A 22458-nucleotide genomic window follows, 5' to 3' on the forward strand; every position below is an offset into this window, starting at 1 on the left:
GGCTCAGTTCTCGATGTGGGCAAATTGGACGATCTTTGTGTACTTGGCGATCTCGGCGTTGATGTACTTACCGGCATCGGTCTTGGGATCGGCCACGACCGAGCCCGACTCTTCCATCTTCTTGCGGAACTCGGGCGAGGCCATGGTCTCGTCCAGCGCCTTCTTGACCTTGGCGGCCACGGGTGCGGGCAGGCCCTTGGGCGCCATCAGCGCGAACCAGACGTTGATGTCCACGTTCTTGTACTGGGGCAGCTCGGACAGGGCCGGGATGTCGGGCGTGATGGCCGAGCGCTTGGCCTCCGTCGTGCCCAGGGCGATGACCTTGCCCGCGCGGATCTGGGGCAGTCCCGAGGACAGCACGAACATGCCGAACTCGATGTTGTTGCCCACCAGGTCCGTGGTCAGGGGCGCCACGCCACGGTAGGGGATGTGGGTCATGTGCAGCTTGCCCTGCTCCTTGACCATCTCGCCGGCCAGGTGCAGTGCCGTGCCCACGCCCGAGCTGCCGTAGCTGAACTTGCCCGGGTTCTTGGCCACCAGGGCGCTGAACTCTGCGGCTGTCTTCACGCCGGCCTTCTGCGAGGCCACCAGCACCATGGGCTGGGAGCCGATCATGCCGATGGGCGTGAAGTCGCCGATGGAGTACTTGATGCTCTTGTTGATCAGCCGGGCGATGGCCAGCTCGTTGTTGGCACCCACGAACAGCGTGTAGCCGTCGGGCGTGGCCTTGACGGCCTTTTGCGCGCCGATGGCGCCGCCGGCTCCTCCCAGGTTCTCCACCACCACGGGCTGGCCCAGGCGCGAGGCCAGGCCATCGGCCACGAAGCGGCCCACCAGGTCGGTGCTGCCGCCGGCGGGGTAGCCCACGATCATGGTGATGGCGCGGTTGGGGTAGCTGGCGGCGTCGTCGGCCAAGGCGCTGCCGGTGGCGGCGATCAGCAGGCCGCAGGCCAGGGCGGTGCGGCGCAGGAGGGAGTTGCTGGGCATGGAGTTATTCCTGAAATGTATGAGATTGATTGTGCGAAGGACTACCAAGGCATTTGGTGCTGATTCGGCACGAGGCGGAGCCATTGCAGCACCAAAACCCGCTTGTTCCACAGCGCGGTGCGGGTTTGCACCAGGAGGGCGCATGCATGCACCCGTCAGGCGCCCGTGATGTCGCTCCAGAACTGCTCGGCCGCGGGGCCCAGGTGGCGCTTGGGACGGTACAGGCGCACGTCGAAGTGCACTTCCAGGCCCGGGTCGCCGGCCACGGCCAGGCGGCCGGCCTGGCAGTCGCCGCGCACCATGGACCACGGCATCCAGGCCAGGCCCAGGCCGCGCAGCACGTATTCGTAGTGGGCGTCGGCCGAGTCGCAGTCCACGCAGCGGCGCAGGCGCGGCGCCAGCGGATGCCGGGCCAGGTGGTCTTCCACCAGCCGGCCCAGGGCCATGCTGTGCGAGAAGGCCAGGTAGGGCACGGGAGCGACGGGCTGGTGGCTGGCCGACAGCTCGTACAGCGGGCGGCCCTGGGCATCGGCGCGGGCCACGGGCACCAGCCTGTCCTGCATCACCGTCAGGTAGCTGAACTGGCGGCCGTCCAGGCGCACGCCAATGGCGGCGTGGTGGTAGACCAGCGTGAAGCTGACTTCGCCGCGCTGCAGCATGGCCACGGTCTCGTCCAGCGTGCGCGTGACCACGCGCAGCTCGGCCGTCTGCAGCACGCTGCCGTGGCGCGTCAGCCAGTCGGCCACGATGGTGCGCGCCAGCGTGCGCCCCGTGGCCAGGGTGATCACGCGGGCCTGGCGCCCGGCCACGGCCTGCAGTTCATCGTGCGACTGGGCCAGTGTGCGCACCAGTTGCTCGGCCGTATCGCGGAAGGCTTCGCCGGCCGGCGTCAGCCGCACGGGGCCGCCGCCGGGCTCGACCAGGGGTGTGCCGGCCCAGGCCTCCAGCGCGCGGATGCGCCGCCCGAAGGCCGGATGGGTGACATGGCGCAGCTCGGCCGCGCGCGTGAAGCTGCGCTCCTGGGCCAGCAGCAGGAAGTCTTCCAGCCATTTGCCTTGCATGGCCGGGCTTCCCTGCCGTCTCAGGCAGCGGCTGCGTCTTGCAGCGTCTGGCGCGTGGCCTGGGCGGCGGTGCGCGCGGCGGCAGCGAAGTCGTCGCCCTGCGATGCATAGAGCACCGCACGCGAGGAATTGATGATGATGGGGCCGCCGCCGATGCGCGCCGCCTTGACCGTGGCCACGGCATCGCCCCCCTGGGCACCCACGCCGGGAATCAGCAGCGGCAGCGAGGGCGCGAATTCACGCACGCGTTCGATCTCCTGCGGGCGCGTGGCGCCCACCACCAGGCCGAGCTGGCCGTTGGTGTTCCAGGGGCCTTGCGCCAGGCGCGCCACATGCTCGAACAGGTGGGGCTGGCCCGGCAGGTCGGCCAGGCGCTGCGCCTGCAGGTCGTCACCGCCGGGGTTGGAGGTGCGGCACAGCAGGAAGGCGCCCTTGCCCTCGTACTGCAGGTAGGGCGTGATGGAGTCGAAGCCCATGAAGGGCGACAGGGTCACGGCGTCGGCGCCATAGCGCTCGAAGGCTTCCTTGGCGTACTGCTCGGCGGTGGAGCCGATGTCGCCGCGCTTGGCGTCCAGGATGATGGGCACATGGGGCGCGACGGCGCGCATGTGGGCCATGAGCTTTTCCAGCTGGTCTTCGGCGCGGTGGGCCGCGAAGTAGGCGATCTGGGGCTTGAAGGAGTTCACCAGGTCGGCCGTGGCCTCGACGATGGCGGCGCAGAATTCGTAGATTTTGCTTGCATCGCCGCGCATGGCCGCAGGAAAGCGGCTGGGTTCGGGGTCCAGGCCCACGCACAGCATGGATTGGTTCTGGGCGGTGGCATTGCGCAGCATGTCGAGAAAGGTCATGGGGCGCGATTTTAGCGATCGGCCCTTCCCGGGGCCTGTCGCCGGGCATCCAGCGGGTTTGGCGGCCCATGGGCACAATCGGCGGCCTATGCCTGCCTTCACCGCCCGACAAATCCTTTTGCTGATCGCGCTGACCCTGATCTGGGGCATCAATTGGCCGGTGATGAAGCTGGGCGTGCAGCATTTCCCGCCGCTGAGTTTCCGCATGGCCTCGATGTGGGTGGGGCTGCCCATCCTGGCGGCCTTCGTGGTCTGGCGCCGCCTGCCGCTGGCCGTGCCGCGCGCCTGTTGGCCCCGGCTGGCGCAGCTGACGCTGTTCAACATGGTGCTGTGGAACAGCCTGATCATCATTGCCATCCCCATGCTGTCCAGCGGGCGGGCGGCCATCCTGGGCTACACCATGCCCATCTTCTCGGCCGTGCTGGGCAGCCTGTTCTTCCATGACCGGCTGGCGCCGCGTGCCTGGGCGGGTGTGGCGGCGGCCTTGGCGGGCGTGCTCCTGCTGCTGTGGCACGAGGTCGGCGCCCTGGGCAGCCGCCCCATCGGCGTGGGCCTGATGCTGGCCGCCGCGCTGAGCTGGGCCTTCGGCACGCAGAAGCTGCGCCGCGCCGAGGTGCCCGTGCCCCTGCTGACGATGACGCTGTGGATGGTGGCGCTGACCGCGCTGACGCTCACGGTGCTGGCCTTCGTCTTCGAGCGCCACCTGTGGCACTGGCCCGATGCCCAGGCCACGGGCGCCATCGTCTTCAACGGTGTGCTGGTGCTGGGCTTTGGCCAGACGGTCTGGTTCTTCCTGGCGCGCAGCCTGCCGCCCGTGGCGTCCACGCTGAGCGTGATGATGATCCCCGTGCTGGGCGTGTTCAGCGGCGCCTGGTGGCTGGGCGAGGTGCTGCACTGGCAGGACTGGACGGCCGTGGCGCTGATGGTGGTGGCCATCGCCTCGGTGCTGTGGCCGGCGCGCGGCCGCTGAGGGCAAGCAGGGGAAGGTCGGGAGAAGAAGACGCAGCCTGACTGCGCACACGGGCGCAGTCAGGCTGCAGGGCCTCAGCGTTGCGCCGTGGCCGGGGCGCCCAGCAGGCGCTGGATGTCGATGTTGTTGGGCAGCGCGTAGTCGTGGCTGCGCACGATGCGGCTGTCGTCAGTGCGAACCAGCTTCAGGCTCACATAGGTGTACTTGGCAGCCGCCGAGTACGTGCCCACCAGGACCAGGGCCGCATTGTGGTTGCGGGCGATGTCCTTGATCTCGCGCGACAGCAGCAGCTCGCCCGTGCCTTCCTTGACGTACACATCGCCGCGCAGCTTCAGCTCCTTGACGTTGTAGCCCTTGGCGGACAGCTGGGAGGCGTACAGCTCGCTGAGCGTGCGGCCCAGCGGGGCCGAGCGCGTCAGGTCGTTGACGTTGACCACGGTGGCCACGAGCACGGGCGCCTCGCCCAGTTCCTCGGTGTTCAGGCCCTTGACCAGCTCGTCCACGGCAGCGCGGCTGCTGGCGATGAAGGGGTTGGCTGCGGCCGACTGGTAGGTGGGCTCGCCACGGCGTGCGGCCGAGAACTCGGGCGAAGGCGCGGGGGCGGGCACGGCGCAGGCGGACAGCAGGGCCGCCGCAGCCAGCACGGCCGGCAGGAGGGGCGTGCGCAGCGTCATTGGCCCACCACCTTCAGGTTCTTGGCGGGGAATTCGGGGCGCTCATCCTCGGCCGTGAACAGCACGGCGTCGCTCTTTTCGAGGTAGTAGACGTCGGTCTTGCGCGCCAGGTACTGGTTGTTGCGCACCACCGTCGTCGTCAGCACGAGTTCGGGGTTGGGCAGGCGCTTGCCGTGGCGCACGACCTGGGCGCCGTAGCTCACCTGCAGCTGGGCCTGGGCCGGCTGCAGCATGACGGTCACGCCGCTTTGCACGAGCTTGGTGATGATCAGCTCACGAAAACCCTTGTCGAACGGGCTGGGCTCGGCCGGCAGGGCCACGTGGACCGGCGTGGTGCGCTCGATGCCGGTCTTTTGCAGTGTCTCCAGCGTCTTGGCGACGACATCGTTGGCCACGGAGTCCCAGTGGCCGGCAGCGCCGATCTTGGGCTGGGCCGTGGCTTCGAAGTAGCTGGTCATCGGTGCATTGACGCAGCCCGCCAGGGCCAGGCAGAGGCCCGCCAGGGCCAGGCCGCCGGCGGATTTGAACGATCGCATGGATTTCTCCTCGGTGCGGGGGCGCGCTGCGGCGGATTGCTGCAGCTGCGTAAAGTGTCGATTGTGGCTTCGCCGCGAGGCACTGACAAGAAAGTGCCCCGTATCCGGATGTTGCCGTGCTCAGCCGTTGGCGCGCTTTTGCAGGATCTCGAAGGCAGGCAGGGTCTTGCCTTCCAGCACTTCCAGGAAGGCGCCGCCGCCCGTGGAGATGTAGCCGACCTGGTCCTCGATGCCGTACTTGGCGATGGCGGCCAGGGTATCGCCGCCACCGGCGATGCTGAAGGCGTCGGACTCGGCAATCGCCTGGGCCACGACCTTGGTGCCGTTGGCGAACTGGTCGAACTCGAACACGCCCATGGGGCCGTTCCAGACGATGGTGCCGGCCTTGCGCAGTTGCTCGGCCAGGCGGGCGGCAGTCTCGGGGCCGATGTCCAGGATCATGTCGTCGTCAGCCACTTCGGTGGCCTTCTTGACGGTGGCGGGCGCGTCGGCCGCAAAGGTCTTGGAGACCACCACGTCGGTGGGAATCGGCACCTCGGCGCCGCGTGCGGCCATGGCGTCGATCACGGCGCGGGCCTCGCCGACCAGGTCGGCCTCGGCCAGGCTCTTGCCGATCTTCAGGCCCGCCGCCAGCATGAAGGTGTTGGCAATGCCGCCGCCCACGATGAGCTGGTCCACGTTCTTGGCCAGCGACTGCAGGATGGTCAGCTTGGTTGACACCTTGGAGCCGGCCACGATGGCGGCCAGCGGGCGGCGCGGGTTGGCCAGGGCCTTGGTGATGGCGTCGATCTCGGCCGACAGCAGCGGTCCCGCGCAGGCAATGGGCGCGAACTGGGCGATGCCGTAGGTGGTTCCCTCGGCACGGTGGGCAGTGCCGAAGGCGTCGTGCACGAAGATGTCGCACAGCGCGGCCAGCTTGCGGGCCAGTTCTTCCTTGTTCTTCTTCTCGCCCACGTTCACGCGGCAGTTCTCCAGCAGCACGACCTGGCCGGGCGCCACCTGCACGCCGTCCACCCAGTCGGCGACCAGGGGCACTTCGCGGCCCAGCAGCTCGCCCAGGCGGCGGGCCACGGGCGCCAGCGAATCGGCGGGCTTGAACTCGCCTTCGGTGGGACGGCCCAGGTGGCTGGTCACCATCACGGCGGCGCCGGCCTTCAGTGCCATCTCGATGGCGGGCACGGAGGCGCGCACGCGCGTGTCCTCGGTGATCTCGCCGGCATCGTTCAGGGGCACGTTGAGGTCGGCGCGGATGAAGACGCGCTGGCCCTGGGCCTTGCCCTGGGCGCACAGATCGGAGAAACGGAGAATGTTCATGACGGCGGCGTTGCGATCGGTGGCGATCGCCATGGAATTGAAACGAAAAAGAGGTAAAGCGCGGCCATTGTAGGCGGCGTGCCCGCCCCGGCAGCGGGCGGGCGCACCGGCGATCCGGGGCATCGGGAGCCGCCTGTAATCCGGTTTCAGCCGGGCAGCCGGGCGCTCTCGGCCGCTCTCGGCCGCGCTGCGCCTACCAGCCCAGGCCGATATGCAGTGGCAGATAGACCGCCATGCCAAGCGCGATCGTTCCCATGATGCTGCGCTTGTAAAAAAAATACATGACCGCGCAAGCCAGGGCCGGCAGGCGCGCATCGACCACGGTGGAGATCAGCCGGCCGTTGGTCATCACGATCTCGGGCGCAATCACGGCCGCCAGGGCCGCCAGCGGCGCGTACTTGAGGCCGCGCTTGAGCCATTGCGGCAAGGGCACCTCGCGCTCGGGAATCAGGAAGAAGGCGCGTGTGAACAGCGTGATGGCCGCCAGGCCCACGCAGGCCAGCCAGGGCCACAGCCAGGACAGATCCATCAGAGCGTTTCCTTTTCCTTGGTTGTTTCCACGGGTCGGACGTCTTCGTCCAGCGGCAGCCGGGCATGGCGCTCGCCATGGGCTGTATCGGGCGGGAGAATCACCGGGCCTGGCTCCCCTTTTTCAGGCGCCTGCAGTGCGCGCAGGCGCTGCTGCAGCGATTCCGCCAGCAGGCCTGCGGCCACGGCTGCCGCGATGGCCACGAGGATATTGAGCTTGAGCGGCAGCGCAAAGGCCGCCACGGCCGCGCTGGCCGCAACCACGCCTGCCACCCAGGTGGCACGGTCGTTGAGCATGGACAGCAGCACGCCCATCAGTGCCAGCACGCCCGCAAAGCCCAGGCCCCAGGACAGGGGCACCTGGTCGGCCAGCAGGATGCCCAGCGTGGACGGGATCTGCCAGGCCAGCCAGTTGGTCGAGGCAGCACCCCAGAAATAGGGCAGCTGCTCGGGCTGGGGCCGGGCATCGGGGTAGCGCTTCATGAAGCCCACGAAGATCACGTCGCCGCTGAAATAGGCGATGGCCAGGCGGTGGCGCAGGCGCAGGTGGGCAAAGTAGCTGCGCCACATGCTGCTGAGGATGACGAAGCGCAGGTTCACGCAGATGGCCGTGAACCAGACCACCCACATGGGCGCGCCCACGGCCATCAGCGGCAGCACGGCCAGCTGGGCACTGCCGGCATAGACCAGCAGGCCCATGAACAGCGCCAGGGGCAGGGACATGCCGCTCTTGATCATGGCCACGCCCGTGACCAGGCCCCAGGCGCCGATGCCCAGCGCCGTGCCCGACATGTCGCGCACGCCGGTCATGAAGGCGGGATCGCGCGCAATGCCGCGTGCGCGCTCCACCAGGGGCTGCAGGTTCATGGCGTGCCGCCGCTGGCAGCACCGTCCAGGATGGCTCCTTCAGGCAGATCGAAGCCGCGCAGGAAATCGCCCGCCGCCAGCCGCTTGCCGCCCGCGCGCTGCAGCAGCGTCATGCACAGCACGCCCTGGCCGCAGGCCACGCGCACGCCGTCGGCGCCTGCGGACAGCACGGTGCCGGGCACTGCCGCCGCCACGGCGGCGGCGGGGTCGGCGTGAGCCTCCCAGACCTTGATGGCTTCATCGCCGTACTGCGTGGCGCCACCTGGGAAGGGGTTGAAGGCGCGCAGGCGCCGGGCAATGGCCTCGGCATCCTGGCGCCAGTCGATCTGGCTTTCGGCCTTTTCGATCTTGTGCGCGTAGTTCACGCCTTCGGCAGGCTGGGGCGTGCGCGGCAGGCCGCCGCAGGCGCTCATCTCCAGCGCCTCGACGATGAGGCGCCCGCCCAGGTCGGCCAGCTTGTCGTGCAGGCTGGCCGTGGTGTCGTCGGCGGTGATGGGCAGGCGCTCGACCAGGCACATGTCGCCCGTGTCCAGGCCCGCATCCATCTGCATGATGGTGACGCCGGTCTCGGCATCACCGGCCTCGATGGCGCGGTGGATGGGGGCGGCGCCGCGCCAGCGCGGCAGCAGGCTGGCGTGGATGTTCAGGCAGCCGCGCGGAGGCGTATCGAGCACCCACTGCGGCAGGATCAGCCCGTAGGCGGCCACGACCATGACATCGGCCTGGGCCGCTTCGATGGCGGCGCGGGCGGCGGCGGCCTCTTCGGGGTATTTGCCGTCCAGGCGCAGGCTGCGCGGCTGGGCCACGGCAATGCCATGCTCCAGAGCGCACTGCTTGACGGGAGAGGCCTGCAGCTTCATGCCGCGCCCGGCGGGACGGTCGGGCTGGGTCAGCACCAGGGGGACGGTGAAGCCCGCGGCGAGCAGGCGTTCAAGGGCAACGCGCGCGAACTCGGGCGTGCCGGCAAAAATGACTCTCATGCAATCCAGTAGGGACGGTGGGGACGGTGTGCAGGCTCAACGCCGATCGTCGTCATTGAACACTTCGTCGGTGAACATCACGCGGCGCACCACGCCGGCGGGGTCGATATGCACATGGGCCTGGCGGCGAATGCCATTTTCCAGGATACGGTAGGTCCAGATGTCGCCGTTGAAACTGTAGACCCTCTCGATCAGCGCAGGCGGGCCGAAGAGCTGGCGTACGCTTTCCCGGGTGTCCTCGCCATTGCGCAGGGCGTGGAAGCGTTCGATGGTGAGCGCCTGCTCCACGCGCACCAGGCGCTGGCTGGCGTCGAAATCCATGTGATAGACCTGCTGGCCTGCAGGCTGCCAGCTGTAGACCAGGCGCGTGCCGCCGCCGTCCAGCGGCAGGCTCAGGGACGGGCGGCCCATGGATCGCTCGATGTCGGCCCGTGGCGTGCCGGGCTTTTGCCACTCGGGTACGGTGCAGCCGGCCAGCAGCAGGGACAGGGCCAGCAGCGCCCAGGCAACGAGGCCCGCGCCGTCCATCTTCCAGCGCGGCATGAAGCGAGGCGCTGGCAGGCGGGTCATGCGCGTTCTGCCTGTTTCTGCTGCTTGAGCAGCTTGGTCTTGATGCGGTTGCGCTTGAGCGGCGACAGGTATTCGACGAAGACCTTGCCCATCAGGTGGTCCATCTCGTGCTGGATGCAGATGGCCTTGAAGCCTTCGGCCTCGATGATGCGTTCGTTGCCGTTCTCGTCCAGCGCCTTGACCTTGATGGCCGTGGAGCGTTCGACACCGTCGTAGATGCCGGGCACGGACAGACAGCCTTCCTCGCCCAATTGCTTCTCGTCGCTGGCCCAGAGCAGCTCGGGGTTGATCAGCGCAAAGGGCTCGTTGCGGCCTTCGGAGACATCGACCACGACCACGCGTTCATGCACATTCACCTGGGTGGCGGCCAGTCCCACGCCCTGGGCGTCATACATGGTGGCGTACATGTCCTGGACCAGTTGGCGAATGCGGTCATCGACCTTGGCGACCGGCTTGGCGACGGTGTGCAGGCGGGGGTCGGGATAGCAAAGAATGGGCAGAATGGACATGGCGTGGTCGGTGAATGTCGTTATTTTCGCCACTTTTCTGCCTGGGCGCAGCGGGACGACGCAATAAGCGTTGCCCTCTCATGGCCTTGCACGCAGAATCTTTGCTGATTTGTAAGACCTGTATGGCCGTTCATGACAAGATCGGCCGTGCCGCAGTGCCTAGGAGGGACGCTGTGTCAGACACAAGAAGAGGAATTCCATGACTGCATTCGCCACAGCTCGTACCTGGACTGTTGCCTCGGCCCTGATCGCCGCGTGTGCGGCGGCCCACGCGCAGCAGTATCCGGTGACGCCATCGCAGCGCTCGGCAGCCCAGCAGGTGGCGCAGCAGGGCGTTCCCGTGGGTGAGCTGGCGCCCGATGCGCCCGACAGCTACACCGTCAAGCGCGGCGACACGCTGTGGGGCATCTCCGGCATGTTCCTGCGCCGTCCCTGGCGCTGGCCCGAGCTGTGGGGCATGAACATGCAGGCCATCGCCAACCCCCATCTCATCTATCCGGGCCAGGTGCTGTACCTGGACAAGCGTGACGGCTACGCCCGCCTGAGCACGGCCCGCCCCATGGGCGATGGCGGCGAGCCCGGCGTGGTCCGCATCACTCCGAGCACGCGCAGCGAATCCCTGGCCCAGGCGGCCCTGCCCACGCTGCAGCCCCATCTGATCGAGCCCTTCCTGGCCGAGCCCCTGGTCGTCGATGCCGAAACGCTGCTGCGCGCGCCACGCCTGATCGCCACCACGGACGAGCGCGTGCTCATGGCCAGCGGCGACCGCGCCTATGCACGCGGCACCGCCGAGGCGCCGCTGCGCAAGGGCGACGGCCTGCCGCGCCAGTACCGCGTCTTCCGCGATGCCGTGGCGCTCAAGGATCCCATCTCCGGCGAGGTGCTGGGCTATGAGGCCAAGTACCTGGGCCTGGCCGATCTCATCGAGGGCGAGACCACGCTGGAGATCGTCGACAGCAAGGGCGAAAAGCACCAGCAGAACTCTCCCGCCACGGTGGACCTGTCGCGTTCCAAGACCGAAATGCGCGCCGGCGACCGCCTGCTGCCCGCGCCCGAGCGCACCTACATGAACTACGCGCCCCACGCGCCGCAACAGGCAGTGAAGGCCCATGTGGTTTCCCTGTACGGTGATCAGGCCGTGCGCTGGGCGGCCAACAACCAGGTCATTGCCATCAACAAGGGCACGCAGGACGGCATGGACGTGGGCACGGTGCTGGAGCTGATACGCCGCGGCGCACGCATCGTGGACAAGACGGGCGAGAAAAAGGAAGAGGTGCAACTGCCCGACGAACACAACGGCCATGCCATGGTGTTCCGGACCTTCGATCGCGTCTCCTACGCGCTGATCCTGGAGGCGCGGCGCGGTGTCGAGGTCGGCGACAGCCTGACCTCGCCGGCTCCTTGAGCCACCACGGCCTGCCGGCAGCGCCATGGCGGCCGCCCTGCAGTCCACGGACCGGTTGGCTCCTGACGAACTCTCTGCCTGGCTCCGGCTGCTGCTGACGCCCGGCGTGGGCCGCACCACGGCCCGGCGTCTGTTGGCGGCCTGCGGTGGTGCGCAGGACATCTGGAGCGGCCCGCCGTCCGCTTGGCACGGACTGGTGACCGCCGCTCAGGCCCATGCCCTGCAGACCGTGCCCCAGCGCCTGGACCAGCTTGTAGCGGCCACGGCGCAATGGCTGGACAAGCCCGCTTCCGGTCAATTGCACGCCGTGCTCGTGCTGGGCCACCCCCAATATCCGCAGGCGCTGCTGCAGACGGAAGATCCGCCACTGCTGCTGCATGTGCAGGGCAGCGAGCGCTGCATGGCAGGGCCGGGGCCCTGGTTCCCCTATCCCCAATCCCTGGCCATGGTGGGCAGCCGCGGGCCGACGGTCCAGGGCGCGGCCAACGCGCGTGCCATGGCGCAGGCGCTGGCCGAGGCCGGCCTGTGCATCGTCTCCGGACTGGCGCAGGGCGTGGATGGCGCGGCCCATGAAGGCGCGCTGCGCGCGGCGCCACGCCTGGGCGGGCTGGGTGCTCCCGTCACCATTGCCGTCGTCGGCACGGGCCTGGACCAGGTCTACCCGCGGCGCCATGCCGCCCTGGCCCGCGAAGTGGCCAGCCACGGGCTGATCGTCAGCGAATATCCGCTGGGCACCGGCCCCATGGCCGCGCACTTTCCACAGCGCAATCGCATCATCGCGGGCCTGTCCCAGGGCACGTTGGTGGTTGAGGCGGCCCTGCAGTCGGGCTCGCTGATCACGGCCAGGCTGGCCAGCGAACAGGGCCGCGAAGTCTTTGCCATTCCTGGCTCCATCCACGCGCCCCAGTCGCGCGGCTGCCATGCGCTGTTGCGCCAGGGCGCCAAGCTCGTGGAAACGGCGCAGGACGTGCTCGATGAGCTGCAGGGCACGGCCACGCGCCTGCCGCTTCCCAAGCCTGTATCGGCAGCGGCAGCTGTCCAGTCCGCCCAGGACCCTGAGAGCGACGCCACCCTGCGCGCCCTGGCCCACGACCCGCTGTCGCTGGACGAGCTCATGGACCGCACAGGCATGGACGCCGCAGCCCTGCAGGCCCACCTGCTGGAGCTGGAACTGGAAGGCCGCGTGGAACGCCTGCCCGGCGGCCTGTTCCAGCGCCTGGCCCAGGCCTGATCTCAAAAACTGGCGCGTCCCCAAGCGGGATATGCCGAGCAAGAGCCGCCTCGCGGTGGGGGCGCCTAGCCGATGGCATCCCCCTCCCCCGCGAAGCGGGTAGAGAGGCGCCGTGCCCCGGGGGGAAGGCGCGTAGCGCCTCAGGGGGAGCTTAGCCTTTCAGGGTTCGCCTGAATCTTCTGCAGCGCATCCCGCGTCGCGCGCACGGTGAGCGCCTCCTCGTCATGCACGGCCAGCAGGCCGGACTGCAGGTAGGAGGCCATGCGCCGCAGCTGCAGCAGGTGGCAGGTGCCATCGAGCGCGGCGAACAGGTGCAGTTGCTTGCGGCGGCTGCGCCAGGTGTATTGCACCTGGATGCGCGCGCCGTTGTGGTCCAGGGTGAACCAGCGGCCCGTCTCCAGAGAGGCCGCCCATTCCAGCATCACCGGCTCCACGGCCGTGTTCGTGCTCGGGATGACGTTGAGGCCGGCCGTGTCCACGCCCAGGATCATCTCGATGTTCTCGGGCGACAGCGGCATGTCCTCGTCGAGCATGCCGTCTTCATTGATGTACTGCTCCAGATGGGCCAGCCGCTGCGCCATGGCCTCGATGCGGGCCGGGGCGATGGTCGCGGTCTTGGAGACAAAGGCCTCGGCCAGCGTGTCGGTGACCAGCTTGATGCGCGTGGACTGGGCGTCGCCCGTGACACCGATCAGGGCCAGTCCTTCGCGCAGGGTCTGCAAAAGCGTCGGCAGCGTCTGGATCACGCGCGAGCGTTCCTGGCGCGTGGGCTTGGCGCTGGCGGCCCAGACCAGTTCGCTGGCGGCCTGCTTGAAGCGCATGGTGCGCGCGTCCTTGGCACCGTGGCGCACGGCGGCCAGGGCCAGCACCTCGGTCCAGGTCTTGAACAGGAACTCGCGGATCTCCTTGCGCACCGGCATGTCGGTGAGCAGGTGGCGCAGCTCGATCGTGTATTGGATGGCCAGGGTTTCCTTTTGCTCCACCTGCTGGGCCACGGTGACGATCTTGGCCTTGTCCTGCGACTGGGTCAGGTAGCGCGCCAGGAAATCCTCGAACTCGCGCAGCACCAGCACGAACACTTTCTGGCCCGTTTCGGGGTATTGCTCGATGACCTGGACGATGCGCCGGATCTCGGACTCCAGCGCGCTGCCGCTGATGCTGGAGGCGTCGAATCCCATCACGCAGGAGCCCAGGCGGTCGATCAGCAGCCGGGCCGGATGGCGCAGGTTGCTGAAGAATTCCGGCTCGGCCAGTGCCACGCGCAGCACGGGCACCTGCAGCCGGGCAAACCAGACCCGCACCGAGGGCGGGATGCGGTCCTCGGTCAGGATGGCCTGGAACATCAGGGCCACGATCTCGATGGTGGCCTTTTCGCCCGAGGTGGTGGCCTTGCGCTTGAGGTCGGCCGAACGTTCGCGCACCTGCCCGACCAGCTGGCCGATGGCAGCCGGGCTGACATCGATGTGCAGCGTGGTCAGGCCCTGGGCCAGCATCTGCTGGTACTGCGTCTGGGCCACCACGCGCTGCTCCAGCAAGGCCTGGGTCAGCGCGGCCGATGCGGGCGCCTGGGGCATGCCTGCGCCCACACCGGGCACTAGGCCCTGCACGCCCACGCCCGGCTGCATGAGCAGGCGGCGCAACTGGCCCACGACTTCCTGGGCGCGGTGGCGTGCGCGCGAAAGGGTTGTCAGGCCTACGGGCATGGCGGGCATCGCCGGCATCTGGCCATGGGGCGCGGCGGCGTCAGGCGGGTAGGCGGCAGCGCCGGGCACGCCGCCCATCTGCGTGGGCGCATAGGCCGAGGAATGCTGTGATGCAGTGGCATGCTGCGAGGCCGCAGCAGGTGGCGCGGCGGTCTGGCCCAGGCCCATGGCGCGCGTGGAGTTGCCTGCCTCGGTGCGCCGCACGCGCATGGCCACGTCCTGCGAGCGGGTGACGCCCTGGCCGTCCAGCAGCACATGGGCGGCCTGGTACTCGGTCACCAGCACGGGCGCCAGGGCCGTCTGCAGCAGGTCCAGCACGCGCTGCAGATCACCGCGCTGCAGGCCCGTGGCCAGCCATTGCTCGACCAGGTGCCGGCACACGGTTTCGGTGCGCAGGATGTCGTCCGAGGGCAGCTCGCGGCCCTCGATGAACTGCATGCGCAGACGCAGCGTGTCGAAGGCCGGCGCTGCGGTCTCTCCCATGGCCAGGGCCATGCGGGAGGCCAGGATCTTGTTCTCCACCACATCGTCGCTGAGCAACTCGAACTGCAGCGCGCCGCGCTGCGGCACGGCGGCAGGCGCGGCTTTGGCCGGCTGCAGCGCGCCTTGCAGGGCCTGCATGCTGGCGTTCAGCCAGGCGCTCTGGTGCTGGCGGTAGTTGCCCCAGGCTTCACGCCGCTCCTGCATTTCGCGCTGCGTGCCCACGGCCTGGGCCTGTTGCTCCATCTGCGCCAGCAGCTGCTGGGCCACGCCGGGCAGGCCCTTGCACAGTCCTCGCACCCAATGCAAACGCGCCTGCTGGCCCAGGGAGGACTGGGGGCCAGCAGGCGCGTTGGAAGGGTGGGGCAGGGAGGGCATGCCCGGGAGTGTAAGCCGGTCCAGGGCTAAAACATCCGCTTACACGGTGGCGCCGGCGTTGGGGTCGTTGGGGTCCGTGGAAGCCTTGGGCGCCTTGATCAGATCCTCGCGCTTGACGCCCAGCCACATGGCGATGGCGGCGGCCACGAAGACCGAGGAATAGATGCCGAACAGGATGCCGATGGTCAGCGCCAGCGCGAAGTAGTGCAGGCTGGGACCGCCGAAGAAGAACATGGACAGCACCATGGCCTCGGTGGAGGCGTGGGTGATGATGGTGCGGCTCATGGTGCTGGTGATGGCGTGGTCGATCACCTCGGTGGTGCTGAGCTTGCGGAACTTGCGGAAGGCTTCGCGGATACGGTCGAAGATCACGACCGACTCGTTGACCGAGTAGCCCAGCACGGCCAGCACGCCGGCCAGCACCGACAGCGAGAACTCCCATTGGAAGAACGCGAAGAAGCCCAGGATGATGATCACGTCGTGCAGGTTGGCGATCACGGCGGCCACGCCGAACTTCCACTCGAAGCGCATGGCCAGGTAGATCACGATGCCCAGCACCACGAAGCCCAGGGCCATCAGGCCGTTGTGCATGAGCTCGTCACCCACCTGCGGGCCCACGAACTCGGTGCGGCGCAGCGTGACTTCGGCGTCTTCCTTCTTGAGTGCCGTGAGTACTTGCTCGCTTTGCTGGGCCGAGGTCACGTCCTTTTGCACGGGCAGGCGGATCATCACGTCGCGCGATGTGCCGAAGTTCTGGACCGTGACATCGGCGTAGCCGAGGCCGGCGACCGTGTCGCGCACCTTGGCGATGTTGGCGGGCTGGGTATAGGCCACCTCCATCACGGTGCCGCCCGTGAATTCCACGGACAGGTGCAGGCCGCGGGTGAGCAGGAAGAACACGGCCAGCGCGAAGGTGATGAAGGACACCGCGTTGAGGATCAACGCGTACTTCATGAAGGGGATGTCTTTGCGGATGCGGAAGAACTCCATGGTCTTCCCCCTTTCAGTTGTTGGCGCCGGAATCGGCGACGCTGGATCCCTTGGCCGTCACCGAGCGCAGCTGGCTGGTGTCTTCAGGCTTCCAGACCTGGCCGATGGAAATGCTCTTGAGCTTCTTGCGGCGGCCGTACCAGAGGTTGACCAGGCCGCGCGAGAAGAACACGGCCGAGAACATGCTGGTCAGGATGCCGATGCAGTGCACCACGGCGAAGCCGCGCACCGGGCCGGAGCCGAAGGCCAGCAGCGCCAGGCCCGCGATCAGCGTGGTCACGTTCGAGTCCAGGATGGTGTGCCATGCGTTCTCGTAGCCCGCATGGATGGCCGCCTGCGGCGACGCGCCGCCGCGCAGTTCCTCGCGGATGCGCTCGTTGATCAGCACGTTGGAGTCGATGGCCACGCCCAGCGCCAGCGCCATGGCGGCGATGCCGGGCAGGGTCAGCGTGGCCTGCAGCATGGACAGGATGGCCAGCAGCAGCAGCACGTTGACCGACAGGGCCACCGTGGAGATCACGCCGAACAGCAGGTAGTACACGCACATGAAGGCCGCGATGGCCACCAGGCCCCAGACCACGGAGTGGATGCCGCGGTTGATGTTGTCGGCGCCCAGGCTGGGGCCGATGGTGTATTCCTCGATGATCTCCATGGGCGCGGCCAGCGAGCCGGCGCGCAGCAGCAGGGCCGTGTCGTTGGCTTCCGCCGTGGTCATGCGGCCCGAGATCTGCACGCGTCCGCCGCCGATCTCGGTGCGGATCACGGGAGCCGTCACGACCTCGCCCTTGCCCTTTTCGAACAGGATGATGGCCATGCGCTTGCCCACGTTCTCGCGCGTGATGTCCTTGAAGATGCGTGCGCCCTTGGCATCCAGCACCAGGTTGACCGTGGGCTCCTGGGTCTGGCTGTCGAAGCCGGGCTGTGCGTCGGTGAGGTTCTCGCCGGTCAGCACGACCTGCTTTTGCACGATCACGGCCTGGGCGTTGCGGTCCAGGTAGCGCTCGGAGCCGAAGGGCACGGGGCCCGAACCCAGTTCGGCGCCGCGCGCCTCGGAGGATTCGTCGACCAGGCGCACTTCCAGCGTGGCCGTGCGACCCAGGATGTCCTTGGCCTTGGCCGTGTCCTGCACGCCGGGCAGTTGCACGATGATGCGGTCCAGGCCCTGCTGCTGGATCACGGGCTCGGCCACGCCCAGCTCGTTGATACGGTTGTGCAGGGTGACGATGTTCTGCTTGAGCGCCTGCTCCTGCACCTTGCGCAGGGCTTCGGGCTTGATGGAGGCCAGCAGCTTGAAGCCTGCGCCATCCGGCTCGGAGGTGGCCGCCAGATCGGGGAACTGGTCGGAGACCAGGTTGCGCGCGGCCGTGAGCATGGCTTCGTCGCGCACGCGGATCTCGACGGTGTTGCCGTTGCGCGAGACGCCGCCGTGGCGGATGTTCTTGTCGCGCAGCGAGCTGCGCAGGTCGCCGGCAAAGGAGTCGGCCTTCTTGGTCAGGGCGGCAGCCATGTCCACCTGCAGCATGAAGTGCACGCCACCGCGCAGGTCCAGCCCCAGGTACATGGGCTTGGCGCCGACGGCCGTGAGCCATTGCGGCGAGCGCGACACCAGGTTCAGGGCCACGATGTAGGCCGGGTCGTTGGCATCGGGGATCAGGGCCTTCTGGATCACGTCCTTGGCCTTGAGCTGCTCGTCGGGCGTGTTGAAGCGCGCGCGCACCGAGGTGCCTTCGATGGACAGGACGTCGGGCTTGACATCGGCAGCCTTCAAGGCCTCTTCGACTTTCTGCAGCACGGCGTTGTCCACCTTGATGGTGGCCTTGGCCGAGGAGACCTGCACCGCAGGCGCCTCACCGAAAAAATTGGGCAGGGTGTAGAGCACCCCTACCAGCAGCGCGATCACGATGATCGCGTACTTCCAGACCGGATATCGGTTCATGATCGCGCTCTTCGCTCTTTGTAGACAGCAACGCACAAAAGGGTGTGCTGCCGCCTGCGCGGTCCGCACACCCGCAAGACAGGGACAGCGCTTACTTCAGCGTGTCCTTGGGCAGCACCTGGACGACGGCGCTGCGCTGGATCTGGACTTCCACACCCGAGGCGATCTCGATGTGCAGGAATTGCTCGGACATGCGCGTCACGCGGCCGATGATGCCGCCGGCCGTTGCCACTTCGTCACCCTTGGCCAGTGCCTCGATCATGGAGCGATGCTCCTTCTGGCGCTTCATCTGCGGACGGATCATCACGAAGTACAGCACCACGAACATCAGCGCCAGAGGCGCCATGCCCATCAACTGCGACATGAAGTCGCCACCGGAGGCTGCTGCTGCGGGTGCGGTCTGGGCAAAAGCGGAAGAAATAAACACGGGCAAGACTCCAGGATTGGAAGGTCGAAAAAGGGTCGCTGCGCACGCCGATATGCACGGGCCCGCGCAGGAGAACGGAGCATTGTATGCGTCAGCCCTGACCCACATGGGCTGCCAGGATCTGGCTGCTGCGGGTTTTTCGGCGACGATGGCTGCAACTGGCGGCCATCTGCCGTTTTTAAAGGGGCGGAGCGCGGTTTTTCGTGGTTTTTGCGCCCGGCGTGACGGCACTTGAAGCGGCCCCGGAGGCAGCCGCGCCGCCCGCACCTCACGGTACGGGCGGCGGCCGCGATCTTACAGGACGCCCCTGTGGCGGGGCTGTCCGTGTGGTTTCAGGCCACGCCGACTGCGGGCTGTCCCGTGCTGCCTGCGCCCCGTGACGGGGCGTTCCAGCGTGCCATCAGCGCCTTCCACTTGGTGCGGGCCGCAGCCAGGTTGCGCTCCTTGACGTGGCCGTAGCCGCGGATGTCCTCGGGAATGCTGGCGATCTCCACGGCCAGCGCCAGGCGCTCGGGCGTGAGCTCGGACAGCAGTCCTTCTATGCACTGGCGGTATTCCTGGATCAGTGCGCGCTCGGTGCGGCGCTCCTGCGTGCGGCCGAAGGGGTCCAGCGCCGTGCCGCGCAGGCCCTTCATCTTCGCCAGCACCTGCATGGCCTTGCGCATCCAGGGACCGTAGGACTTCTTGACCAGATGGCCCTGCTCATCCTTGGCGGCCGACGACGGCGGCGCCAGGTGGTGGACCACGCGGTAGTCGCCCTCGAACATGCTGGCGATGCGCTGGCTGAAGGCCGCATCGGTGTGCAGGCGCGCGACCTCGTACTCATCCTTGTAGGCCATGAGTTTGAACAGATAGCGGGCCACGGCTTGCGACAGGCGCGTGCCCGAGCCCGCCACGGCGCGCTCGGCGGCATGGACCTTGTCCACGAAGGCCTGGTACTCGGCCGCATAGGCGGCGTTCTGGTAGGCCGTGAGGAAGTCCACGCGCTTGGCCACCATCTCGGTCAGCGAAGGCTTCTTGACGAACTGGATCACCTGGGCCGTCTGGAACAGGGCGCGCACGGCAGCCAGGTCATGGGCGCAGCGGCGGCCCCACTCGAAGGCGGCCTTGTTGTTGTCGGCCTGCACGCCGTTGAGTTCGATGGCACGCATCAGCGCGGCATGCGACAGCGGCACGCGGCCCTTTTGCCAGGCGTAGCCCAGGATCAGCGGGTTGGTGTAGATGCTGTCGCCCAGCAGCTGCACGGCCACCTGCTCGGCGTCGAAGCTGCCCAGCAGCTCGGGGCCCACGGCCTGGGCCAGGGCGCTGGCGCAGCGGTCGTCCGGTGCCTGCCAGTCAGGGTTGGTGACGAAGGCTGCCGTGGGCGAGCCATGGCTGTTGAGCGCCACGAAGGTGCGGCCCGGCTGCATCACCGACATGGTGGTCGGCGTGGCCGTGACGATGGGGTCGCAGCCGATCACCAGGTCGGCCTTGGCCATGTCCACCTTGGTGGTGTAGATGGCCTCGGGGCGATTGGCGATCTGGATGTGGCTCCAGGTGGAGCCGCCCTTTTGCGCCAGGCCGGCCGCATCCTGGGTGATCACGCCCTTGCCCTCCAGGTGGGCGGCCATGCCCAGCAGCGAGCCGATGGTGATCACGCCCGTGCCGCCGACACCGGCCACGACGATGCCCCAGGCCTGCTCGGCCACCGGCAGCACGGGCTCCGGGATGGCGGGCAGCATGGACAGATCGCCCTTTTTCTCCTTCTTGGGCTTCTTGAGCTGGCCGCCTTCGATGGTGACGAAGCTGGGGCAAAAGCCCTTCACGCAGGAGTAGTCCTTGTTGCAGGTGTTCTGGTTGATGCGGCGCTTGCGGCCGAACTCGGTCTCCACCGGCTCGACCGACAGGCAGTTGGACTGCACCGAGCAGTCGCCGCAGCCCTCGCAGACCAGCTCGTTGATGACCACGGTCTTGTCGGGCGTGGCCAGCGTGCCGCGTTTGCGGCGGCGGCGCTTTTCGGTGGCGCAGGTCTGGTCGTAGATGATGGCCGTGCAGCCCTTGAGGGCGCGGAACTCGCGCTGGATGCGGTCCAGCTCGTCGCGGTGGTGCACGGTCACGCCCTCGGCCAGCGCCACGCCGTCGTACTTGGCGGGCTCGTCGGTGACGATGACCAGTTTGGCCACGCCTTCGGACTTGAGGCTGTTCATGATCTGCAGCACCGAATGGCCCTCGGGCCGCTCGCCCACACGCTGGCCGCCCGTCATGGCCACGGCGTCGTTGTACAGCAGCTTGTAGGTGATGTTCACGCCGGCCGCGATGCTCTGGCGTATCGCCAGCAGGCCGCTGTGGAAGTAGGTGCCGTCGCCCAGGTTGGCGAAGACATGGGCGTCCTTGGTGAAGGGCGCCTGGCCCACCCAGGTCACGCCCTCGCCGCCCATCTGCGTGAAGGTGCTGGTGGAGCGGTCCATCCACACCGTCATGTAGTGGCAGCCGATGCCGGCCACGGCGCGGCTGCCCTCGGGCACGCGGGTGCTGGTGTTGTGCGGGCAGCCGCTGCAAAACCATGGCACGCGGTCGCCCGTGGGCTGGCTCTGGGCCACCTTGAGCGCGGCCTCGCGGGCGTCCAGCACGGCAATGCGCTCGTGCATGCGCTGGGCGATGTGTTCGGGCACGCCGATCTTGGTCAGGCGCTGGACGATGGCGCGCGCGATGAGGGCCGGCGTCAGGTCCGCATTGGGGCGCAGCAGCCAGTCCTGGCTGGGATTGGGCACCGACCATTCGCCGCCGTGCTCATCGCTGAACTTGCCGACCACGTTGGGCCGCACGTCGGAGCGCCAGTTGTACAGCTCTTCCTTGATCTGGTATTCGATGACCTGGCGCTTTTCCTCCACCACCAGGATTTCCTGCAGGCCGCGCGCGAAGTCGCGCGTGATGGTGGCCTCCAGCGGCCAGACCACGTTGACCTTGTGCACGCGTATGCCCAGCTGGCGGCAGGTGTCGTCGTCCAGGCCCAGGTCGGCCAGGGCCTGGCGCATGTCGTTGTAGGCCTTTCCGCTGGCGATCAGGCCGAAGCGGTCGTTGGGGCCCTCGATCACGTTGTGGTTGAGCCGGTTGGCGCGCACATAGGCCAGGGCCGCATACCACTTGTAGTTCATCAGCCGCTGCTCCTGCTCCAGCGGCGCATCGGGCCAGCGGATGTGCAGGCCGCCGGGCGGCATCTGGAAGTCCTCGGGCAGGATGATGTTCACGCGGTCCGGCTCCACCGACACGCTGGCTGAGGACTCGACCACCTCCTGGATGGTCTTCATGCCCGACCACAGGCCCGAGAAGCGGCTCATGGCAAAGGCATGCAGCCCCATGTCCAGGATGTCCTGCACATTGCTGGGAAAGAACACCGGCGTGCCGCAGGCCTTGAAGATGTGGTCGCTCTGGTGGGCGGCCGTGCTGCTCTTGCTGATGTGGTCGTCGCCGGCCAGCGCGATCACGCCGCCGTGCCGGGCCGTGCCCGCCATGTTGGCGTGCTTGAACACGTCGGAGCAGCGGTCCACGCCCGGGCCCTTGCCGTACCACAGGCCGAAGACGCCGTCGAACTTCTTGGTCTCGGGATAGAGATCCAGCTGCTGCGTGCCCCAGACGGCCGTGGCGCCCAGCTCTTCATTGACGCCGGGCTGGAAGACGATGTTGTTGGATTCGAGGTGCTTTTTCGCGGCCCATAGCGCCTGGTCATAGCCGCCCAGCGGGGAGCCCCGGTAGCCGCTGATGAAGCCTGCGGTGTTCAGGCCCGCTGCAGCGTCGCGCTGGCGCTGCAGCATGGGCAGGCGCACAAGGGCCTGTACTCCGCTCATGAACGCACGGCCGTGCTGCAGAGCGTATTTGTCGTCGAGGGTGACCGTCTCCAGGGCGCGGCGCACGTCTTCGGGCAGTGGGGCATTCATGGCTTGTCTCCATCGATGGTCGGCGCCCTGTCATGTCCTGCCCGGAACGGGAAAGAGGCATGCACGGCACTCGTTGTCTGAACCAAATCGCCTTTTTTCAGTGTATTCGTGCTCGTCTGATAGGTCTTTGCTTTCTTTGCGCTGTTTCAA

The 22458-nt window shown here is 67.9% G+C and carries 19 protein-coding genes; 3 read left to right on the forward strand and 16 right to left on the reverse strand.

From position 1 onward, the window contains the following. Positions 1–3: 3 nt before the first annotated feature. The 3 genes from ACN20X_RS03970 to pyrF form a co-directional block, all read right to left on the reverse strand. Positions 4–987 carry a Bug family tripartite tricarboxylate transporter substrate binding protein gene (locus tag ACN20X_RS03970; protein ID WP_034366202.1) on the reverse strand — a complete coding sequence of 328 codons (984 nt, stop codon included), beginning with the start codon at positions 985–987 and terminating at the stop codon, positions 4–6. A 155-nt stretch (positions 988–1142) separates the two neighbouring features. Next, on the reverse strand, positions 1143–2048 hold the full coding sequence (locus ACN20X_RS03975; RefSeq protein ID WP_012202755.1) for a LysR family transcriptional regulator: 906 nt from the start codon (positions 2046–2048) through the stop codon (positions 1143–1145). Between the two features lie 20 nt (positions 2049–2068). After that, the gene (gene pyrF / locus ACN20X_RS03980; protein ID WP_016449352.1) at positions 2069–2896 is read right to left on the reverse strand and encodes an orotidine-5'-phosphate decarboxylase; all 828 of its coding nucleotides are present in this window, start codon (positions 2894–2896) and stop codon (positions 2069–2071) included. 88 nt (positions 2897–2984) lie between these two features. Between pyrF and ACN20X_RS03985 the strand changes: the two genes are divergently transcribed. Then, positions 2985–3866 carry a DMT family transporter gene (locus ACN20X_RS03985; protein ID WP_026062986.1) on the forward strand — a complete coding sequence of 294 codons (882 nt, stop codon included), beginning with the start codon at positions 2985–2987 and terminating at the stop codon, positions 3864–3866. 74 nt (positions 3867–3940) lie between these two features. Here ACN20X_RS03985 and ACN20X_RS03990 read toward each other — a convergent pair whose 3' ends face one another. The 8 genes from ACN20X_RS03990 to def all read right to left on the reverse strand — a co-directional run bounded on the left by ACN20X_RS03990 (position 3941) and on the right by def (position 9844). Further along, the gene (locus ACN20X_RS03990; protein WP_016449354.1) at positions 3941–4540 is read right to left on the reverse strand and encodes a FlgO family outer membrane protein; all 600 of its coding nucleotides are present in this window, start codon (positions 4538–4540) and stop codon (positions 3941–3943) included. After that, entirely contained in the window at positions 4537–5076 is a 540-nt protein-coding gene (locus ACN20X_RS03995) for a hypothetical protein (RefSeq protein ID WP_016454259.1), read from the reverse strand. Before ACN20X_RS03995 ends, ACN20X_RS03990 begins: the two co-directional genes overlap by 4 nt. Before the next feature lie 120 nt (positions 5077–5196). Beyond that, positions 5197–6390 carry a phosphoglycerate kinase gene (locus tag ACN20X_RS04000; protein ID WP_034348266.1) on the reverse strand — a complete coding sequence of 398 codons (1194 nt, stop codon included), beginning with the start codon at positions 6388–6390 and terminating at the stop codon, positions 5197–5199. Positions 6391–6583: 193 nt separating this feature from the next. Then, the gene (locus tag ACN20X_RS04005) at positions 6584–6919 is read right to left on the reverse strand and encodes an AzlD domain-containing protein (protein WP_012202761.1); all 336 of its coding nucleotides are present in this window, start codon (positions 6917–6919) and stop codon (positions 6584–6586) included. After that, positions 6919–7785 (reverse strand): AzlC family ABC transporter permease, encoded by an 867-nt coding sequence (locus ACN20X_RS04010; protein ID WP_016454258.1) that lies wholly within the window; start codon positions 7783–7785, stop codon positions 6919–6921. Before ACN20X_RS04010 ends, ACN20X_RS04005 begins: the two co-directional genes overlap by 1 nt. Beyond that, positions 7782–8765, reverse strand: coding sequence for a methionyl-tRNA formyltransferase (gene fmt, locus ACN20X_RS04015; protein ID WP_016449358.1), 984 nt, complete (start codon positions 8763–8765; stop codon positions 7782–7784). The genes ACN20X_RS04010 and fmt overlap by 4 nt, the downstream gene beginning before the upstream one ends. A 36-nt stretch (positions 8766–8801) precedes the next feature. Further along, positions 8802–9335 carry a hypothetical protein gene (locus tag ACN20X_RS04020; protein WP_016454257.1) on the reverse strand — a complete coding sequence of 178 codons (534 nt, stop codon included), beginning with the start codon at positions 9333–9335 and terminating at the stop codon, positions 8802–8804. Continuing rightward, entirely contained in the window at positions 9332–9844 is a 513-nt protein-coding gene (def, locus tag ACN20X_RS04025; protein WP_016454256.1) for a peptide deformylase, read from the reverse strand. Before def ends, ACN20X_RS04020 begins: the two co-directional genes overlap by 4 nt. A 199-nt stretch (positions 9845–10043) precedes the next feature. Here def and ACN20X_RS04030 point away from each other — a divergent pair, with 199 nt between their 5' ends. Then, complete coding sequence (locus ACN20X_RS04030) at positions 10044–11249, forward strand: LysM peptidoglycan-binding domain-containing protein (RefSeq protein ID WP_047218912.1); 1206 nt, start codon at positions 10044–10046, stop codon at positions 11247–11249. 25 nt (positions 11250–11274) lie between these two features. Further along, positions 11275–12480: a DNA-processing protein DprA gene (gene dprA / locus ACN20X_RS04035; protein ID WP_016454254.1), complete on the forward strand. Its 1206-nt coding sequence runs from the start codon at positions 11275–11277 to the stop codon at positions 12478–12480. 140 nt (positions 12481–12620) lie between these two features. Here the strand turns inward: dprA and ACN20X_RS04040 are convergent, their stop codons facing one another. The 5 genes from ACN20X_RS04040 to ACN20X_RS04060 all read right to left on the reverse strand — a co-directional run bounded on the left by ACN20X_RS04040 (position 12621) and on the right by ACN20X_RS04060 (position 22308). After that, entirely contained in the window at positions 12621–15041 is a 2421-nt protein-coding gene (locus ACN20X_RS04040; protein WP_016454253.1) for a DUF1631 family protein, read from the reverse strand. A 39-nt stretch (positions 15042–15080) separates the two neighbouring features. Next, complete coding sequence (gene secF / locus ACN20X_RS04045; protein WP_016449364.1) at positions 15081–16031, reverse strand: protein translocase subunit SecF; 951 nt, start codon at positions 16029–16031, stop codon at positions 15081–15083. 13 nt (positions 16032–16044) lie between these two features. Next, on the reverse strand, positions 16045–17967 hold the full coding sequence (gene secD / locus ACN20X_RS04050) for a protein translocase subunit SecD (protein WP_016454252.1): 1923 nt from the start codon (positions 17965–17967) through the stop codon (positions 16045–16047). A 91-nt stretch (positions 17968–18058) separates the two neighbouring features. Further along, on the reverse strand, positions 18059–18394 hold the full coding sequence (gene yajC, locus ACN20X_RS04055) for a preprotein translocase subunit YajC (protein WP_016449366.1): 336 nt from the start codon (positions 18392–18394) through the stop codon (positions 18059–18061). A gap of 332 nt (positions 18395–18726) precedes the next feature. Then, positions 18727–22308, reverse strand: coding sequence for an indolepyruvate ferredoxin oxidoreductase family protein (locus ACN20X_RS04060; RefSeq protein ID WP_016454251.1), 3582 nt, complete (start codon positions 22306–22308; stop codon positions 18727–18729). Between the last annotated feature and the right edge of the window lie 150 nt (positions 22309–22458).

Source organism: Delftia sp. PX-1, assembly GCF_055797465.1.

Bases quoted from the DNA above. Each gene is read 5' to 3' on its own strand.
- ACN20X_RS03970 (WP_034366202.1), bottom strand. From the start codon at position 987: ATGCCCAGCAACTCCCTCCTGCGCCGCACCGCCCTGGCCTGCGGCCTG.
- ACN20X_RS03975 (WP_012202755.1), bottom strand. From the start codon at position 2,048: ATGCAAGGCAAATGGCTGGAAGACTTCCTGCTGCTGGCCCAGGAGCGC.
- pyrF (WP_016449352.1), bottom strand. From the start codon at position 2,896: ATGACCTTTCTCGACATGCTGCGCAATGCCACCGCCCAGAACCAATCC.
- ACN20X_RS03985 (WP_026062986.1), top strand. From the start codon at position 2,985: ATGCCTGCCTTCACCGCCCGACAAATCCTTTTGCTGATCGCGCTGACC.
- ACN20X_RS03990 (WP_016449354.1), bottom strand. From the start codon at position 4,540: ATGACGCTGCGCACGCCCCTCCTGCCGGCCGTGCTGGCTGCGGCGGCC.
- ACN20X_RS03995 (WP_016454259.1), bottom strand. From the start codon at position 5,076: ATGCGATCGTTCAAATCCGCCGGCGGCCTGGCCCTGGCGGGCCTCTGC.
- ACN20X_RS04000 (WP_034348266.1), bottom strand. From the start codon at position 6,390: ATGAACATTCTCCGTTTCTCCGATCTGTGCGCCCAGGGCAAGGCCCAG.
- ACN20X_RS04005 (WP_012202761.1), bottom strand. From the start codon at position 6,919: ATGGATCTGTCCTGGCTGTGGCCCTGGCTGGCCTGCGTGGGCCTGGCG.
- ACN20X_RS04010 (WP_016454258.1), bottom strand. From the start codon at position 7,785: ATGAACCTGCAGCCCCTGGTGGAGCGCGCACGCGGCATTGCGCGCGAT.
- fmt (WP_016449358.1), bottom strand. From the start codon at position 8,765: ATGAGAGTCATTTTTGCCGGCACGCCCGAGTTCGCGCGCGTTGCCCTT.
- ACN20X_RS04020 (WP_016454257.1), bottom strand. From the start codon at position 9,335: ATGACCCGCCTGCCAGCGCCTCGCTTCATGCCGCGCTGGAAGATGGAC.
- def (WP_016454256.1), bottom strand. From the start codon at position 9,844: ATGTCCATTCTGCCCATTCTTTGCTATCCCGACCCCCGCCTGCACACC.
- ACN20X_RS04030 (WP_047218912.1), top strand. From the start codon at position 10,044: ATGACTGCATTCGCCACAGCTCGTACCTGGACTGTTGCCTCGGCCCTG.
- dprA (WP_016454254.1), top strand. From the start codon at position 11,275: ATGGCGGCCGCCCTGCAGTCCACGGACCGGTTGGCTCCTGACGAACTC.
- ACN20X_RS04040 (WP_016454253.1), bottom strand. From the start codon at position 15,041: ATGCCCTCCCTGCCCCACCCTTCCAACGCGCCTGCTGGCCCCCAGTCC.
- secF (WP_016449364.1), bottom strand. From the start codon at position 16,031: ATGGAGTTCTTCCGCATCCGCAAAGACATCCCCTTCATGAAGTACGCG.
- secD (WP_016454252.1), bottom strand. From the start codon at position 17,967: ATGAACCGATATCCGGTCTGGAAGTACGCGATCATCGTGATCGCGCTG.
- ACN20X_RS04060 (WP_016454251.1), bottom strand. From the start codon at position 22,308: ATGAATGCCCCACTGCCCGAAGACGTGCGCCGCGCCCTGGAGACGGTC.